The sequence below is a fragment of the Parabacteroides caecihominis genome (assembly GCF_023656785.1).
GTDB lineage: Bacteria > Bacteroidota > Bacteroidia > Bacteroidales > Tannerellaceae > Parabacteroides > Parabacteroides segnis.
Genome location: NZ_JAMOKS010000010.1, coordinates 60,203 through 79,589 on the forward strand (window position 1 = coordinate 60,203; position 19,387 = coordinate 79,589).

Below are 19,387 nucleotides of genomic sequence, written 5' to 3' on the forward strand. Positions count from 1 at the left end.
CTATTTTAAATTAGGCCATACTTTTATTCGTCTGGTAGAAGATAATTTTTCTATCGACCCAACAACCGGAGTAGCAGAACGTTCATTACCGAAAAAGTCTTTTTCCAGTTTGAAAGGTGTTCCGTCTGGATTCTCAAACGGGAATCCTGTCAGTTGAGTGATACCTAAACGTTCGGCATCTATCTTTTTTCCTTTAAATGAAGATAATTCTTGCAGATTAATGTCACTTACCAGATATACATCGCCGTCAGGATTCTCCTCCACTCTTAATTTGGGGTTGACTGTTTTCTCCACCCAATCCTGCGTCTTGTTCGTCATCGGAAGAGAACCGTTCAGGAACAGGTTGTTCTCTGCATAAATAGGACGTTGTGACACATCGAATACGATCATACCATATTTTAACTTACTGTTGTCGCCACCAATAAAGATATTATTAAAGAAGCGATGGTCGCCTTCAGTGATAGTCCGTATGCCTTTCACTTCGGTAGAATGATTCAAGTGATACGGAGTGTAACGCTGGTCGTCCAAACGGTTGATGTCTCCGGAAAAGATATTATGCAGATAGGCTCCGCCATCGGTATTCTCCTGTATCGTACGAGGTGAAAGGGATATGTTGTTATCTACGACATAAGGTCCGTGGGACACTTCAAAAAACAAATCCTGTGCCAGGTTATCATACAACAAATTGGAAGATACGCGTGCTCCCTGTGCCATCCAGTCCAGCCAGATTCCATAATTACCCGACTTATGAATCCGGTTATGATGAATATAAGTATCTATCGCACCATGTAATTTAATACCAGCCATTTCAGCTCCGCCAAATTGTTGTTTTACCAGGATATTATAGATATGGTTTCCGTAAATCTCGCTGAACGCCGCCCCCATGCTACCACAGATACCGGTTTGCTCGCAATCCGAAATGATGTTATTCCGAACGATATGAGAACCGACGTTATCTTTACTCCATCCGCGACGCAACGTATTGAATATTACTTCCACATAGTGTAATGTACCGTCAAGACGTTTGTCGTTACATTCCAGATTATGTCCACTGGCACGTTCTTTTCCCAAAGTGATACCGTTGGCTCGGGAATTCTTAATGACATTATCCTCGATAATCCAACCTTTACACCAATGAGTAGCCACCATACCCACCTGTTCGGCTGTCGGAGCAGCCCACTGCGTGGCGGCTTGACTGATATGGAAGCCACGAATCGTGATATAATTCAATCCCTCACGTGTCGGATAGAAACAAGTAGGACGAACCGATACCTCTACTGTTTCCTTATTCGGATCAACAGTACCGAAATTTGCATAAATCGTCGTATTATCCGCATCTACTTCTGCGAACCATACATTCGTATATCCTTGAGGATCACGCATTGTACGGAGTGTATCCGGTGCAAACACCTTATCCAGGCTAAATTCTTCATAAAGCGAAACATCATTCAAATAAACATCACCTGTATGATGAATTCGCTCAGACCAAAGCCAGTCACCATATAGGCGGTCATTGAACGGATTGTAGTTTCCAAAGAATGAATTAGGCAGTACCACCTTCCATACCCCCTTTGCTTTCTTCTCCTTTTTCCAACCAGTCACCAACTCTGAACCTTTTATTTCAGCTTTTTCACCTTCGGCCACTCGATACAGGATACGTTTTCCTTCCCGTTCCCCACCACTCAACGGATTCACCCATTCACGATAAACACCGTTATGTACCGTAACCGTATCTCCCGGCAACGCTTTCTGAGCAGCCCAATTTATAGTTTTAAAAGGAGATGAAATATCTCCGTTATTAGCATCACTCCCATTTACCGACACATGATATTCTTTGGCTGATAACACATTCCCACACAAACAGAACATCGAAATCAAGCATAGTATTTTTTTCATGGTTTAAAAATTATAATATTACAATTAATTAGATAATGCAAATATAAAGGCAGCTATTCCTATTTAAAATAGCAAATAGCTGCCTATTTTGTGGATTATTATTGCTTACTGTTCTCACACAAATCAAACGAACGTCCTTTTTGCCCGTTCTCCATCTGATACAAAGTCCAACCACTGTTATCCGCCTTTTTCTCCAATCGCCAACTCAATGCCGGGTTTTGTAACATCTTACGGATATGTGTCGGGAAAGCATCTGCCCTGCGAGCTTCTTCCCAGGTACGTACCACATTGAATATCGCATATTTTTGCGGACAACTTTCTACATCTTTCTGACCGATCCTGAACGCATACGTACAACCATAACCGATAGCTGTAGCTTCAATATGCTCATAATCTTCCACCGTCGACTCAGCCGTAATCGGGAAATTACCACCAAATGAAGACGGGAAAAAGTTGGCGTAAGTAACATCACGAAGGTCTTTACCCTGACTGGTCGTACTTCCCCATACACGCTTCTTCACATCATAAATATTCAAACCGCCTCCCACATTCCAAGTGCTTTGATAATGCCAGGATCCTTCCGATAAAGTCGCCCCCGTAAAACGAATATCAGGTAAACCATGCTTCTTCGCTTGCTCAAACATATTGCGGAAGAAACGTTTCACGCCATAGCCGCCAAAACCAGTGTGGAAATAAAACTCCTGTCCGTCATAATCGAACATGCCCAATCCGCTGTTCTTGCAAATATCGGCATAATGGCGTGCCAGTTCATCTTGTAATTCCAGGTTAGGAATCAATCCGGCATATGCACCACCTACCGTAGGTTGAAGTTTATCCACAGCATCCCCCTTTATATGAGCAGCAGGTTGAGTACCCCAATAACCACGTGTCACTTTCATGAGTCGATATGGTTTTTCCTTTGTAACACCCAAATAGTGAATCAATTCCTTACCGATCTTAACCATATTCAATTCCGGACTATGTCCTTCCCAACAAGCTATTTCTTCCAAATGAGTAGGATCATCGATATAAATCATCGTATCCGTCTCGCTCAAATTTTCCATAAGGAAACGACGATGCAAAATACAGATACTGTCCGAAGGTACCGGACTACAATCCTTCGTTCCGGGTGCCATTGAGTTAGATATGGATGTTCGTCCCAAAATCAAATCCTCTTTAGCCAACAAGTCGGCATACTCGCGAGTAGACAAATCCTTATCTGTGAAATGATAGCGTTTCTTTTCATGTCGCGGACCGTCAATGAAACCGCCATTTCCCCTATCGGCATGCAAGAAAGGTTGGTCGTACGTATGAATCACTTTCAATCCCATCTGTTTAGCATACGATGCCACACTGTCCATAAGTCCTCCGTATGTACATAGATCCGGCATGAAAGTTGTAGGATCTTTTACCCACTTACCCTGGAAAGTAGGATAAGGCAAGCCCTCATTCAAAACGATATCCTGAATAACTTCCATCAAAGCCGTACTATCCGGGCTACCCCACAAAGCGATAGACGAACCGATGAAATCCACTCCCGGAACATCCTGACGCATCATGTGGTTAGGTTCATTATTTTGGAAGATAGGATTACCTTCCGGAGAATAGATCATCTTACCTTTCCGGCGATCACGCGAATGATAGCGTATATTAATTCGTCCGTTACAATCAACAAAAGCCGTATTGCCATATAGAATACGGAAATACGATTCTTTCCGATTATAAAAAGCCACATCGTTGATTCCGTCGCCTCCCATCGTAAACTGTTGCCCTTCATGCAATGTTAACGGTAATGGATGATTCACCGGATCAGGTGTATGGGCAATATAACCCGAAGGACCTGTTTCGGATGTAAAACGTGATTCTCCGCCAATCGTATTATCGTCCAACGCCAAAGCTCCGATAGCATAACCTACCGCAGCCGAAGTATCACGGGCCACCCCGATCATTTCCCCTAATAAATTGGTAATATTCGTATAATAATTACCCCACTGTATGCCATCGATTCCATTGCGAGGTTCCAAACTTTCCAACTTCAACTTGAAATATTTTGTCTTCTCATCCAAAGCAACTGTTGCCACAGAGCCGTTCTCGTATTCCAACCGATACTTGCCTCCGCTGTAATGAGCTTTCTGCGGATAATAATACCGTTTCAGGTCTTCGTCATAAAGAGACAACAAGGGCGATGGCTGGTCTGCCGGGCTGAAATTGCGACTTTCGCGCGTAAGGTTCCACATACCGGTGATATATCCCCGGTTATCTATATCAATACCGAACCGATCTGTTTTAAACGATTGATGTGTACCCGACTCGCAACTACATAATAACAGAGTTACAGCTACAAAAGATAATGTTTTCTTCATGATATAATTTATATGTTTTATTTACTCTCTATATAAGAATACACTTCTTGTACCAAAAACATTTAGATAACATCCTTATTTTTCTTATTTATTTTGAGATTCGTAACCACTTTGAGCTGCAAACCCATACACGTTGCCCCCAAAATCTACTACAAAAATACCATTACCCGATACAGCAACCGTTGCAAAGACCGGAGTACCCAGATGATGCCGCCATTGCAAGCGTCCGGTCTTGGCATGGATGGCATAGAGTGTTCCATCGGAAGCCCCTATATAGATCTGATCCCCGCAAATGACCGGGCTGGCTTCCACCGTTACCGGATGGTTTCCTTGGTAAGGGGCGGAGAGAATCATAGCTTCGCGGGTCTTGAAACGCCATTTTTCTTCCAAAGTCTCTTTGTCCAATGCTACCACCCCATTGGTAGAGGTACCGAAGATGATCGCATCGTCCGTCACCAAAGGAGTAGAAGCCACTTCGACCCCTTCACCCAATTTCTTACGCATGAGGATACGCCCGGTCTTATTCTCTACCACCAACAACGAGTTGGCGGAGGTAACATACATGACATCTCCCCATACGGCTGGAGTAGCCGCACGGAAACGTAAATCAGGATCTATGTCTTCCCAAAGCTTCTCGCCGGTCTTTGCTTCGTTGCCGAACAAACCTCCCCAATGCCTGCTCCCGATCACAACATCATTCCGGCTCAACGCCAACGTGGCCACGCAACCTTCACCCCGTCTCCAGCCTTTGTTTTGCCAAATGATTTCACCCGTAGAAGCCTTAAAGGCTGTCAATTGAAGCCCCGTACCGGCATAAACAATGCCCTCTTTCGCAACCAGTCCATCGTTCAACCCCGGAGTCACGCCAATCTTCAAATCCTTTTGCCAGGCAATAGAGCCATCGGATGTTTTCACGGCATACACGATCCCTTGCACATCCTGGGCAAACACAAGCCCCGACTCAACCGCAATGCTATTGCGGACAGACGATTTCAACGGACATTTCCAGACACACTTGCCGGTAGCCGCGTCTATCTTGGTCAAAGAAGCCTTGCCGGTTTCGTTATCGTCGAGGGAAGCAACATAAATAAAGCCTTCACTGACCACTGGGGAAGACATATAGATGTTAGAACCCACGTTTGTTGTCCAAGCCAAACGGGGAGCACGAAGCGTATCTTTCACAATGCCGACATGCTCCGGATTCCCCAATAGGTTTGCCCAATCCCCATCGGCTACAATCCGGGGCGTATTCTTTTTGTCATACAAGAATGAGGCCGTCTTTTTACCGATCTCCCCGTTTGCATAATGAGCCTCGGCAATAACGGTCACATAATGTCCTTCGGCTATTTGTGGCAAAGTCATCTCGGCTGTCCAGGCAAAATCGCTTTGTTGTTTCATCGGCTTACCTGCCACGATGGTCTTCCCGTCGAAAGTACAGGAATAGCGTACTTGTGTTACCGGGCTGGCGGTCGAATAGGCATTCACAACCAAGGGGATAGTCCCTTCCGGGGTAATGGCCGCCTGGTGGTTCTGAATGGAAGCGATGACCATGTGTTTGTCCATATAGGAATAATGGAAATCAGAAGTAAAGTCGCCTTTGCCATCAATGTTCATGACACGGAAAGCGGATGAAGCATGGTCAATGCCGCCATAAACCGGCGTGGAAGAACAGATCACGCCAATCCCATTATCCGGATGGGTATAAATATGGTTGACATGCCAATGCCCGTAAAGCCATGCCTTCAGGTTATGAGCCAACAAATCAACCGTTTCTTTATTCTTCAACGTATATTTAAAGTCAGGACACCCGCATTCGCCGGGGATGGTGTGGTTGAACACATAAACCGCTTTATCCTTGCCGACATGCTTCAAATCATTCGCCATCCAAGTGAACACGTCATCCAACCGGTAACTTGGCGCATGGTCGCCTCCCGGCATCGGGGTGACAATGTAATGCACGTTACCTACCTCAAACGAATAAAATGTAGGTCCATAAATCTTTTCGAATAATTCCTCCCCGTATTTTCCAGCAACCAGGTCATGGTTACCTACCGAATAGAACACCTGCGTTTCGGGCATATTCGATGAATTCATCACCTTGATATGGTTATTTAAACCGCCTACATAACAAATATCGCCCGTGTGGATAATAAAAGCCACCTTTTCATTGGCGGCATATTCGCGCATTCCTTCCGTCCATTCGTCTTGCCCTTGTTCCTCGCCAATCTCGGTATCCGATATATGGATAAACTTATGGCTTCCATCACTTTTCACCGCATCATAGCGCAACAACCCGAAGTCATAGCTGGTCTGCCCTTCTTCAATACGGTGATAATACGCATTCTCGGTCTTATACCCCGAAGGAGTCGTGATAAAAATAAAACGCTCCTTCTCGTGCCCCGGCAAACAAAAACATCCTTTTTCATCGGTTAAAACTACGTTTAATCCATCGGAAACCGATATTCCTTTCATCAAGGTTTCACCTTTGTCCCAACGCCCATTATGGTTCGCGTCTACAAAAACTTTGCCGGTATGTTGCGCCGACACGATGGCAGGGAATGCCAACAACATTCCCAATATTATTTTTTTCATGCTTTAAATATTAACAAATTAGTCCATGCAAATATAAAAACAGCTACCGTTATTTAAAATAACAAATAGCTGCCTTTTCCGTGGATTATTATTGCAAATATCCCCGATAAGGATGCTATTGGTAGCATTATAGTGTCGCCCACCTTCACACAGTAGTACCAATGGCACTGACACTACGATGCTAACCAGATGACATAGTAGTGCTGGCATAATGGCACATCCACCCTATAACGTACGTACCAATAGGGTATAAGGGATCGGACGCTACTTTACAGGGCATGACCTGCCGGGATATAGGGGAAAAGCCGTACGTATTCTTGGAAAAAAACGTACGCTTTTCTTCCAACGGATGCGTAAACCTTCACCTTCTGACTTTTACCCTTTGATTATCCTTGTATAGAAGGGTAACGCCGCTTTTTATATCCGGCGTCACCCATGCGTATATTGAATATCATGCCGTAATTGTTTAAATGATGGGGGGAGGGACACCGACTGTTGTAAAAACTTTTATGAGCCTGTTTTTTTACTCTTGCCTTTTGATTAAGTGGGATATAACTATACGCCTCCCCCCACTGATTATCTTCTACCGACTTCACATCCGTATTCAACATGACAGCCCATCATTGATAAAACGATGGCTAAACACAATTTCAAACCCATATATGTTTTTATTTTATTATTCATGATCTATCTCAATATCAACCGTCGCCTTTTCCAATCCCTCCGAACTGATAATCAAGCGAAGCGGCTTTTTCCCTTCTCGTTTAGCTTTGACTATTGCCAGAAACAAACCGTTAAACGCCGGACGGGACGGTTCCGAAAAGGTGATCAAACAAGTCGGGTCACCATTATCGGTCGCGACAATTACCCCGTCACCTTCCAAGCTACAGAAGATACGGTTCTCGGCTGTCGGCACATCGTATCCATCTTTATCCACCAACGAAACTTTAACAAAGACTAAGTCTTCGCCATCTGCCTTAATAGATGTCTTATCCGCCACAGCTTTCAGGCGGACGGGATCACCGGTGGTCTGCACACGGGTTTCTGCCCACTTTTTATGCTGCTTATAAGCAACAGCCTTTAATTCTCCCGGTTCATACATCACACTGTCCCAACGGAAACGGTATTCATACGGTTGTTTCTTTTTCTTACCCAACGACTTGCCGTTCAGATAAAGTTCTACCTCGTCCCCCGAACTATATACAAAAACAGGTGTCACTTTACCTACCCGATCGGGAAAATTCCAGTGTGGAAGGATATGTACCATTGGCGTATCTGGCATCCAACGCGCCTTATATAGGTAATAGCGGTCTTTCGGGAAACCTGCCAGATCAACAATACCGAAATAACTGCTCCGCGATGTAGGACGATTACGCTCTATCTTGTTCAATTCTTCACGCTGTTTGGCTAGTTCTTCCTCTGTCATGGCCGCCGAATGATTCAACAAGACACTGGCATCACTATTAAATGGAGTCGGTTCACCCAAATAATCAAAGCCCGTCCATACAAATTCACCACAAATGGCCGGATATTTATCCAATGCAGCAAATTCCCAATCGGGTAATCCTCCCCATCCGGGTTGCGTTAAATCATAAGATGAAACATGGAGTTGACGTGGAAAATATTCGCCTCTGGAACTCATCGTCGAACTCGATTCACTGGAATATCCCGACAAATGCTCATGCCCTTTCTTATTCAAAAATTCCCCATAGAAATCAGGCCCTCCATATACGCCGGCAGCATAATTCATACCATGAACATCCACCTGCAATTCTGTTCCATTCACAGCTGACTTACTTGGATAAGAGGCCCCGAACGTAGCCGGACGAGTTGTATCGAAACGATGAACCACTTCTGTCAGATGTTTAACGATTCCAAGTTCCGGATTATATTGTTCCGGCAACTCATTCCCGGTACTCCATAAGATGACGGACGGGTGGTTCCGGTCCCGGCAAACAAGCATTTCTATATCTTTTTCATGCCACTTTTCATATAAAGAACTGTAATCACCCTCTTTTTTACCTATTGTCCAACTATCGAACAACTCATCCATAACCAGAAAACCCATTTTATCCGCTAACTCCAACAATTCCGGTGCCGGAGGATTATGAGAGGTACGTATTGCATTACAACCAAAACTTTTCAGTATGCGCAATTGGCGCTCCATAGCAACCTTATTTACGGCTGCTCCCAAAGCCCCCAAGTCGTGATGGTTACATGTCCCGTTTATCTGCACGCGTTTACCGTTTAACAGAAAGCCGTTATCATGTGTGAACTGAATGGTCCGGAAACCAAATGACGTATCATACACATCCACCAGTTTGTTTTTATTATAAACCGACACACGAGCCAAATAGCGGTTAGTATTCTCCAGACTCCATCGTTTCGGAGAGTTCACAAGCAAAGAGACCGTATCGCCAGTCAATTGGTTTGGTTTCAACAGTAATTGTTTCTTTAAACCGACTGCAACTTTCTCGCCCGGTACATCATCCTTATCCAGTTCATAAATATCGACCACGTACTGTCCGTCTACAGTTTCCGACAAATTATTCTGTATTTCGACATTGACCAAAGCACTAGCCCGTTCGTCCGTGATTTCAGGAGTTGTCACAAAAACACCCCAATGTGCCACATGTACAGGATTCGTTTTTACCAACCGTACATGCCGATAAATTCCGGCACCGGGATACCAGCGGGAACCAAACTTTTCGGTATTCAACCGGACAGCCACCACATTCTTCTTATCATACAAAAGATAAGGGGTCAAATCAACCCGGAAAGAGCTGTATCCGTAAGGCCATTCCCCCACTTTTTTCCCATTGAGCCAAACTTCGGCATTCGCCATCGCCCCATCGAAATCCAGATAAAACCGTTTCTTTTTATCTTTCGACGATACTTCAAAATATTTACGGTACCAGCCGATGCCCTGCCAAGGCAATTTTCCGGTATACCCATCCAGGTCGATCCGGAAAGGTCCCTCGATCGCCCAATCGTGGGGAACATCCAGCCTCTTCCAATCCCAATCGTTAAACGAATAAGCCTGCAAAGAATCCGGTTCCTCCACACGCGAACCATCCACCTGCAAACCAAACCGGGCAAACCGCCAATCCCTATCAAAATTTAGTTCGGACCGTTGCCCCCAGGCAAACAATCCGAACATGTTTATACATGCTATGATTAAATAAGACTTTCTCATATTGATATTCATTTTTATGGTACAAAACATATACTCTTCTCATCCGCCTTCAAATCGAAAGAACGCCCTTTTTGGCCATTCTCCATCTGGAACAACGTCCATTCATTATCCACCTTCTTTTCCAACCGCCAGCTCAATGCCGGATCTTGCAACATCTTACGGATATAGGTCGGGAAGGCATTCGCCCGGCGGGCTTCCTCCCATGTACGGATCACGTTGAAGATGGCATATTTCTGGGGACAACTTTCCACATCCTCTTGACCTATTTTCAAGAAATAAGTAGTTCCATGTCCTACTGCAATAGCCTCTATATGTTCATATTGCTCTACAGTCGACGCTGCCGTAATAGGGAAATTAACACCAAAGCTGGACGGGAAATAGTTCGCATACGTCACATCGCGCAAATCCTTTCCCTGGCTGGTCGTGCTTCCCCAGACACGTAAATCTGCATCATAAATATTCTTACCGCCACCTACATTCCATACGCTTTGATAATGCCAGGAGCCTTCGCTCAAACCGGCACCGGTAAACCGGATGTCAGCTGGCAAGTTCAACTTCTTTGCTTGGTCGAACATCGTCCGGTAAAACCTTTTAACCGAATAACCACCCATCCCGTTAAAGAACAGGAACTCCTGACCGTCGAAATCATAAAGCCCCAATCCTGACCGTCCGGCAACATCCGCATAATAACGTGCAAATTCATCCTGTAACTCCAAATTCGGGATAAGTCCCTGGTATCCCCAGCAAGTAGTCGCCTGCAACTTGTCGACCGCATCCCCCTTGCCATGGACTGCCGGTATCGTTCCCCAATAACCTCGTGCCACGTTCAACAACCGATAAGGCTTTTCTGCCGACACACCGGTAAAATGAATCAACTCCTTCCCTATCTTTACGAAGTTAAGCGGACAAAACTGGTCCGAAGCAATCAACTCGTTCAGGTAATCCGGAGCATCCACATAAATCAATGTATCACTCTCCGATATATCTTCACTCAAATAATGACGATTCAAGATACACACGCTGTCTGACGGGAACGGGCTGCAATCTTTCGTGCCGGGAGCCAAAGAGGTCGTGATATTGGTACGCCCCAAAATCAAACCATCCTTAGCCAGAAGGTCGGCATACTCACGATGCGACAAGCTGGTACCATCCGAAAAACGATACGTCTTACGTGGCTGGTCCTTTCCATCCAGATAACCCTCATTTGCCCGGTCAGGAACCAAGAAACCCTGGTCATAAGCATTGATCACCTTCAATCCCATTTGCTTGGCATACGAAGCGATACTATCGTAGCGGTTCCCGTATGTCTGCAAGTCGGGCATGAAAGAGGTCGGGTCTTTCACCCATTTCCCGTTGAAAATGGGATGAGGTAACCCTTCTTCCAAGACAATCGTCTGGATGACATCCATCAACGCCGTACTATCAGGACTTCCCCACAAGGCGATGGAAGAACCGATATAATCGACACCAGGCACCGCTTGCCGCTGTTGGTGATAACGGAATTTTTCACTCACAAGCGCAACTCCTTCCGGTGTGTAAATCATATTTTCCCCGCGGCGGTCACGCGAATGGTAACGGATATTGATGCGTCCGTTGCAATCCACTCCCGCCGTGCTACCATACAACGAACGATAAAACGGCTCTTTCCGGTTATAAAAAGCCACATCGCTGAACCCGTCGCCCCCTACGGAAAAACTCTCTCCCTCATGAAGAGTCAATGGCAACGGATACTTCTCCGGATCAGGCGTATGGACAATGTACCCCCCTGCGCCTGTCTCTGACGTATAACGCGACTCCCCGCCGATCGTATTGTCGTCCAATGCCAACGCCCCGATCGCGTAGCAGACCGCAGCCGATGTATCACGCGCCACTCCGATCATTTCGCCTAATACATTATTAATATTGGTATAATAATTTCCCCACTGCACACCATCGATACTCTCGCGCAGCGTTAAATCCTCCAAGGTCAATTTGAAATATTTGTCCTTTTCGTCCAACCGCACGGTCGCCACCGAACCGTTTTCATATTCCAGTTTGTATCTGCCTCCCGCATAACGGGCTTTCTGCGGATAATAATAACGTTTCAAACCGCTATCGTAAAGTGCCAACAAAGGCGACGGCTGATCGGCCGGACTGAAATTGCGACTCTCGCGCGTCAGGTTATACATGCCTGTGATATAACCGTGCGAATCGACATCGATACCGAAATAATCGGTTTGAAAGGATTGAGACGTATTTAAATTACAGCCGGATAACAGAACAGTTACCGCTGCCAATGATAATAATTTCTTTTTCATCGTATAATTGTAGATTATTAAACAAAAATACAGGTTGGCTATTTGCCTAAACATAGCAAAAAACTGCCTTTTCAGTGGATTATTAGTGCTTTTAACCACCTTAACATCCTCCTAAAAACAAAGTAAGCCCCGATACCGGGGCTTATCACATCCAAGCCTATTCTATCTCAGGCCTGTCACTCTCCCCGTTGTCCGGACGCGCACCGACATACAACGTCACCGGATAGTCAATCAGGCGCGCCTGTTTCAAACGTGTGAGAGAGTATATAAATTTAAAGATTAAAAGTATTTTGCTTATAAGGTATGAAAAAGCATGCAGACAAATCTTTACAGATAAAATCTGCATGCTTTAGTCAATCAATTCAAATCAAACACTTATTTCAACGGGTCGAAAGTGCCGCCCCATTCGTTGTTTTGTTCCAGTTTGGAATTGCGATCCAAGTCATTCTTCTTGAGCGGATAGAACCAATGGTTGTTATCCAGGTTAAAACGATACAGAGTCTTGTCACCATCCACGCATTCGATATAATCGAAACGGAAAAGCTTATTGACTTCCGGATCGAACATGTCTTTTGCCCAATCGAAATTACCATTTTTCACTACACTGTAATCGTTGATAACCAACCAAAGAGACGAACGGTATTTGATTTCGTTCAGGATGTCGAAACGTTTCCAGCGACGCAAGTCGTTCCAGCGTTTACCCTCGTAAGCGAATTCGATGTAACGTTCGGTCATATATGCTTCGCGAATATCACCCTGTGAAGTAGCTGTAATACCATAGTTACCTGTTGTGTTTTCTATACCGGCACGTTTCCGGACATCATATAACACCTGCAATGCTTCACTGCTCTTACCTACTTCATTTGCACACTCACCATAGTTCATCAACACCTCTGTGAAACGAATTTCAACCCAATCAACCTGAGCTTCATATACTTTACTGGCATTAATGTTATAGTCAAGACCTTTGCGTTGATAGAAGTTCGAACTGGCTCCGGCAGCTTTTCCGAACTCATCCATGGTAAGGTGAGCATAAGCTCCATCGCTCAGGATATGCCAACCATTCCAATACTTATTGTCACCGATAAGTACATCGTTGCAGGGATACTCCGTACCCGGACAAAATATCGTGGCATGGAAACGTGGATCACGGTTATTGTAGAACTCATTTACGAATTCATGGTTATAATCCATATCATTGGCTAAACGGTTTACATCCAGCTCCAGCGGTGTTCCATCCGCTTTCGGAAAAGCCAACAGCAATGGCAAGATAGCCTCGTTTTGATCAGCCATATCCTTTGTCAAAGGAAGCGGTCGGATATTCTTCTGATCCAGATAATGGTCCGGACCGAAAAATTGGTTCACCATGATAACCTCGCAGTTTTGTTCGTCATACCAAATATCTGCATATTTACCTTGATACAGTCCTTTACCTACGCCCTGCAAGAAATCGACTGCGGCTTTGTTAGCCTCATAGGCCTGCTGCCAACGAGTCTGATCGTGGTTCGGATTAAATAGTGGACTGGCGTATGCCAACAGAACACGTCCTTTGAAAGCCATAGCACATCCCTTATCAATCCGGGCATAGTCGCTATCTCCCCATACATCCGGAAGCAAAGAAATAGCCTCATCCAAGTCTTTCACGATCTGTGCCATGCATTCACTTGTTGAATTACGGGATACCAACAATGAATTGATATCAGATACATCCTGCCCCTCCAAGATCAAAGGGACACCACCCAACGTGAACACCTTTCCCCAATAATCCCACGCACGCCAAAACAAGGCTTGTCCGCGCATTCGGTCTTTCTCTACCTGAGTCAAAACAGAAAGTTCAACCGTTTCCAGATTCGTTAAAAAGAAATTAATCCTTTCTATAAATCGATAATCCAAACCTTGCCCACTAATATCTACGGAATATTCTCCACGTACATACTGGTTCATTTCTGTCGGTCCATTCATACCCTCATCCGTATTGTTGGCAGCAATAGGCCAACCGGGCATCATGTTTCCATAGATGTTAGACAGGAACGCATTGATCATTTCAGAATTTTTCCATACTCCGTCCGGTGTGATGGAATTTGTATTTTCGTAATCCAGACTGCATCCATACATAAGAAAAGCACAAAGCAGACCTGCTAATAATTTGAATCGTTTCATTGTTTACTTCAGATTTAAAATTTCACATCAATACCAAAATTGAATGACCGCATAATCGGATAGGCATTACCATGTTCCAGTTCAGGATCATAATATTTGAAGCTACTTAATACAAAAAGGTTAGACCCGGTCACGAAAAGCCGTACATTGTCAAATAGTTTATTGTATAACTGTCCCTTCGGCAGGTCATAGCTCAATGTGAGATATTTCAAACGCATGAAATTAGTCTTCTTCAACCAAAACTGACAGTCATCGTCCTTATATGTTCTCGGAGCATTTGCGCTCACCTGTTTCGGAAGCATGGCATTCGGGTTTTCAGGAGTCCAACTGTTGTCATACCATTCAGCCCATACACGGTTCCATTCCACATTGCCCGCCAAATCACGGAAGGAACGGTCTCTGCCCAACTCACCGGAGAACATCATGTCCAAACTGAGTCCTTTCCAACTACCACCCAAATTCAAGCCATATTGTACCGGGAAGTTCTTATCACGCAACACTACACGGTCCCAGCTATCGACAACGCCATCGGGTGTGCCATCCGGACCTGAATGGTCTTTATAAACAAGCATACCTAATTCCGGCTTCATACCTTTAAATGAATAATTCGGATGTTCCGCATTGAAAGCGTCCAACTCTTCTTGTGTACGGATAATGCGATCAAAATCATACGCAACCCAACGACTTGTAGATGTGCCGATAGGAATATCGATCCATTGAGCGTTTTCGGCGTAGTCTTTATATTTGATTTCGTTCCATCCATAAGACAGAGTCAAATTACCATAGTAGTTGAAATCGTGGCTTGCTCCCTTATACCCCAATTGCAAGTCGATACCTTGCGCGTTCATCTTACCGTAGTTTTCGGCAGGCATGTCACGGCTAAAAGTAGTAGGCAATGTTGCCTGACGATTATCCAAGATATCGTATGATTTACGGAACCAATAATCTGCACTCAAATTCCAATGATCCAGGAAGGTCATATCCAAACCGACGTTATAGTTCAATGCCTTTTCCCATGTCAGGTTCGGATTGACTACATTACCGTAATTCAAACCGACATGTTTAGAAGGATTCTTGCCGAAATAAGCCGGTAAGACATTATTGTTATCATTGAGCTTGACAGCCGTATAAGATTCTTGCCATTGCCATCCACCGACAGAGTCGTCACCGGTCAGACCGATAGAACCACGAAGCTTCATAAACTGGATCCATTTCTTGTTGAAGAAGTTTTCTTCAGACAGTACCCAGCCGGCAGAACCTGCCGGGAAGAACCCCCAACGCTGAGAAGGAGCAAAGTTCATGGAACCGTCTTCACGGAAAGAGAAACCTAACAAATATTTATTTGCATATGAGTAACTGAACTGTCCTACATAAGACATACGTCCGTTTTTATAAGAGGGATCTCCCCCACCGGAGGTGAACTCTCGCGAGCTACCTGCCGCCCAAAACTGGTCAGTCATATAAGTCGGGAAAGTTTCTCTGAGACCATAAACACTGTCATTGAACCCTTCGGACCACTCTGTCAATAATACCGCAGCCACATTATGCACATCGTTGAACGTATTGGCATAATTTAAATAGAAGTTCAACTGTTGAGTATCTCCCCATTTGGAATCCTTGCGCAAATAATCCCTGCCATATTGGCTGGACCGCTTAACCCCGACAATATCTTCATCTCGTGTAGACATGATACGTCCGTTGGCACCACTATGTTTGGTGATATACATATCATAGTTGGTATAATACCCGTTCACCGTATTGTGCGTCCAAGTCCTGTTGTATTGAACACTGGCACTCAATCCCTTCAGGAAAGGCATTTTATATGTTCCCTTTACGGTAAATGTCGGATTCAGACGCTTATCATAACGATATCCGTCATAACCCAATACACGGGCACCCACATTGCCGATCCAACCGTAATCAACCAATTTTCCACTATCGGTAAATACTGGCTGCTCCGGTTGCCAAATACGCAATTTACCATACGTATCGTATGCCCAATCCGTACCGTCACTGGCAATACGACCGATCTTGTCATTGGTTAATGAAAATCCGGTATACAATTCAAAATCGTCAGTCACTTTAGCCGTCACATTCATACGGATATTATATTTATCGTATGTAAGCGGAGACAAGAACCCTTGTTGTTTCATGTAGGAAGCTGCTCCAAAATAATGAATCCGGTCATTACCACCCGAGATATTCAAATTATGTGTTTGCGTAGTCGGGTTCTGATATACTTCATCCAACTGGTTATATCCGTATCCGCCATTAATAGAAGCGATATGGTCGATCTCTTCCTGTGTCCATTTACTGGTAGATTCAGGATTGACACGGTTATATATCTCGGCCGTTTGCACACCATCCGTCAGATCATAACCTTTCGTACGTGTATCGACAGAGAAACCATACGAATAATTGATAGTCGGCTTGCCAATCTTACCTTTCTTGGTCGTTACGATAACAACACCACCGGACGAACGTGATCCATAAATAGCAGCCGAAGCCGCATCTTTCAATACAGAAATATCTTCAATTTCATTTGCGCTCATCGCATTGAAAGACGTAGCATCCCTAACGACACCATCAATGACATAAGTTACTGGCTGCGGATTGTATTTTTCCTCTTTCCAGGAAGAAATGGTACGGATTTGTAATTTCGGATTTGTACCCGGAAGCCCGTTTTTAGAAGAGATATTGACACCCGCCATTTTTCCTGCCAATAAATTTGCAGCCGAGGCTGTCGGAATAGTCGTCAGGTTTTCTTCCATCTTCATGTTTGACACAGCTCCTGTTAATGACGTTTTTTTCTGTGTCAGATAACCGACCACAACAACCTCATCCAGCAATTCCGTATCATCCATCAGGACAATATTCAGGTTCATTTTGCCCTTCGTTGGTATCTCCTGAGACTTATACCCGATAAAGGAGATCTCCAATGCTGCATTATCTGCGACATTCAAAGTAAATTTACCATCTATATCCGTAATGGTACCATTTGTCTTGTCACCTTTATCTATGACATTGGCCCCGATTACCGGTTCATTGTTTTTATCGACAACAACACCTTTTACAATACGTTTCTGTTGGTTAACAGACTGGACTACAGTTACATCAGGTTTGTAAATGGAGATTGTCTTTCCTTCAACATCATATCGCACGTCCATCCCTTTAAAAACAGAGGCTAATACCTGTTCGATCGTTTTATTGTCTGCATTTACCGAAACCTTCTTCTTCACATTTATGTCGTTATTACGCACCAAAATGGAATAACCGGTCTGTTCTTCTATATCGTCAAGTACTCTGCTTATGGGAGCATTTTGACGATTTATAGTAATTTTTACATCTTGCATTATAGTATTGGCATACACAGATGAGGTTATTGCGCTCAATACTATAAATGAACTTAATTGTTTTATCAAAGAATAATTTCTTTTCATATCTTTGTAAGAAATTTGTTAGTTAACAACTAATTGAATTAAAATCTTTTGTGAATCGGAGAGAAGTGCCAACCATCTCCGATTCCTTTTTATCCACTCTCTATCATAATAATACTTTTTAGGTTAAACATAAAAACTAATCATTCTCTTTATCTATCTTTCACTGAAATAACACCACCGCTTACTTCGAACCGATATTTCTTATCCACATCAATAAAATTAAACACTTCCTGAAGCGACATTTCCAGATTGATACTTCCTGAAAAGTATTCCTTTTCGACCTTATCACTTTCTACATGAATCTTTACATTATATTTCCGTTCTATGTCTTTCAATATTTCGGCAAACGAAGTATTCACAAAACTCAGCCTTCCGGTTGTCCACAACGCTGACTTATAGGATTCAGTGCTTTCGCTGTACAATTGTCCTGTTCCACGATTATAAATAGCTTTTTCATCAGGTTTTAAGCGAACATATTTATTATTGACAGAAACATCTACCCCTCCGTTAATCAGGGAGACTTCGGCTGAAAGGTCTTCGGGATATGACCGGACATTGAAAACAGTACCCGTCACTTTGACCTTCATATCTCCGGCATGTACCTGGAATACTTTTTCTTTGTTCTTGGCCACCTCAAAATACCCCTCTCCTACCAGATAAACATTACGCTCTTTCTTTCCATAAGATAATGGATATTTCAGAATAGAACCGGAATTAAGGACTGCTGTCGAACCATCCGGCAAAAGAATCTTTGTCTGTGAACCCAGTGGCACCGTTGTCTCGTTATACAGCATATCTCCGGAATTATCCAGTTCTTCATATGTAATTATAGAACCTAAAGAAACTGTTACCATTAATAAGATAACCGCAGCTACATTCCGGGCATAGATTACCCATTTACGTCCGACAGTCATACCGGATGATACATGTAACCTCTCTTTCAAATTTGTATATTTAGAATCTTTCTGAGCCTCAAAAGCAGGGACATGAAGAAGAGCATACAGCTTGACCATCTCATCGTATTGCTTCCTATACAATTCAGACTTCTCCACCAACGAAAACAAAATACCTTTATTTTCATCGGTTATTGAACCCGCAATGTATTCGTTCATTAAATTCTCAAATAATATATCTTTATCTTGCATATGACTTTTTTCTAACCGTTCTTATATTAATACACATCCCGGCCGGAAATAATTTAGATGAAATCAAATTATTTTCAAAAAAAGTCCAAAAAGATCCGTTTAAGTGGTTCAATTCATTAGAAGCTTTACTGAAAGCGTATCTAATCATTTATTCGTTTGATATATATCAAACGAATAAAACACATATATGTTCCTTTCATTCGATATATATGTTTTATTCGTTCAATATTAATAATACGAATATTTGTACGGCTTGTCCTGTCCTGAAATAAGTAGACAAAAAACCAAAGTAAACTTA

At 43.6% G+C, this 19,387-nt stretch carries 8 protein-coding genes; all 8 read right to left on the minus strand.

Translation table 11 applies throughout. The annotated features are described in order from the left end of the window. On the minus strand, nt 1–1,896 hold the full coding sequence (locus NBH14_RS10160; RefSeq protein WP_186959040.1) for a right-handed parallel beta-helix repeat-containing protein: 1,896 nt from the start codon (nt 1,894–1,896) through the stop codon (nt 1–3). Nucleotides 1,897–1,994: 98 nt separating this feature from the next. Next, nucleotides 1,995–4,259, minus strand: a complete 2,265-nt coding sequence (locus NBH14_RS10165) for a hypothetical protein (protein WP_186959041.1) — start codon at nt 4,257–4,259, stop codon at nt 1,995–1,997. 84 nt (nt 4,260–4,343) lie between these two features. Further along, on the minus strand, nt 4,344–6,851 hold the full coding sequence (locus NBH14_RS10170; protein WP_250817401.1) for an outer membrane protein assembly factor BamB family protein: 2,508 nt from the start codon (nt 6,849–6,851) through the stop codon (nt 4,344–4,346). Nucleotides 6,852–7,527: 676 nt separating this feature from the next. Further along, nucleotides 7,528–10,047, minus strand: a complete 2,520-nt coding sequence (galB, locus tag NBH14_RS10175; protein WP_186959042.1) for a beta-galactosidase GalB — start codon at nt 10,045–10,047, stop codon at nt 7,528–7,530. Between the two features lie 14 nt (nt 10,048–10,061). Continuing rightward, complete coding sequence (locus NBH14_RS10180; protein ID WP_186959043.1) at nt 10,062–12,344, minus strand: hypothetical protein; 2,283 nt, start codon at nt 12,342–12,344, stop codon at nt 10,062–10,064. Between the two features lie 375 nt (nt 12,345–12,719). Continuing rightward, nucleotides 12,720–14,504 (minus strand): RagB/SusD family nutrient uptake outer membrane protein, encoded by a 1,785-nt coding sequence (locus NBH14_RS10185; RefSeq protein ID WP_128134614.1) that lies wholly within the window; start codon nt 14,502–14,504, stop codon nt 12,720–12,722. A 14-nt stretch (nt 14,505–14,518) separates the two neighbouring features. Beyond that, complete coding sequence (locus tag NBH14_RS10190) at nt 14,519–17,944, minus strand: TonB-dependent receptor (protein ID WP_128134615.1); 3,426 nt, start codon at nt 17,942–17,944, stop codon at nt 14,519–14,521. A 149-nt stretch (nt 17,945–18,093) separates the two neighbouring features. Next, a complete protein-coding gene (locus NBH14_RS10195; RefSeq protein ID WP_250817403.1) occupies nt 18,094–19,056 on the minus strand; it encodes a FecR family protein in 963 nt (320 codons plus the stop codon). Nucleotides 19,057–19,387: the final 331 nt, after the last annotated feature.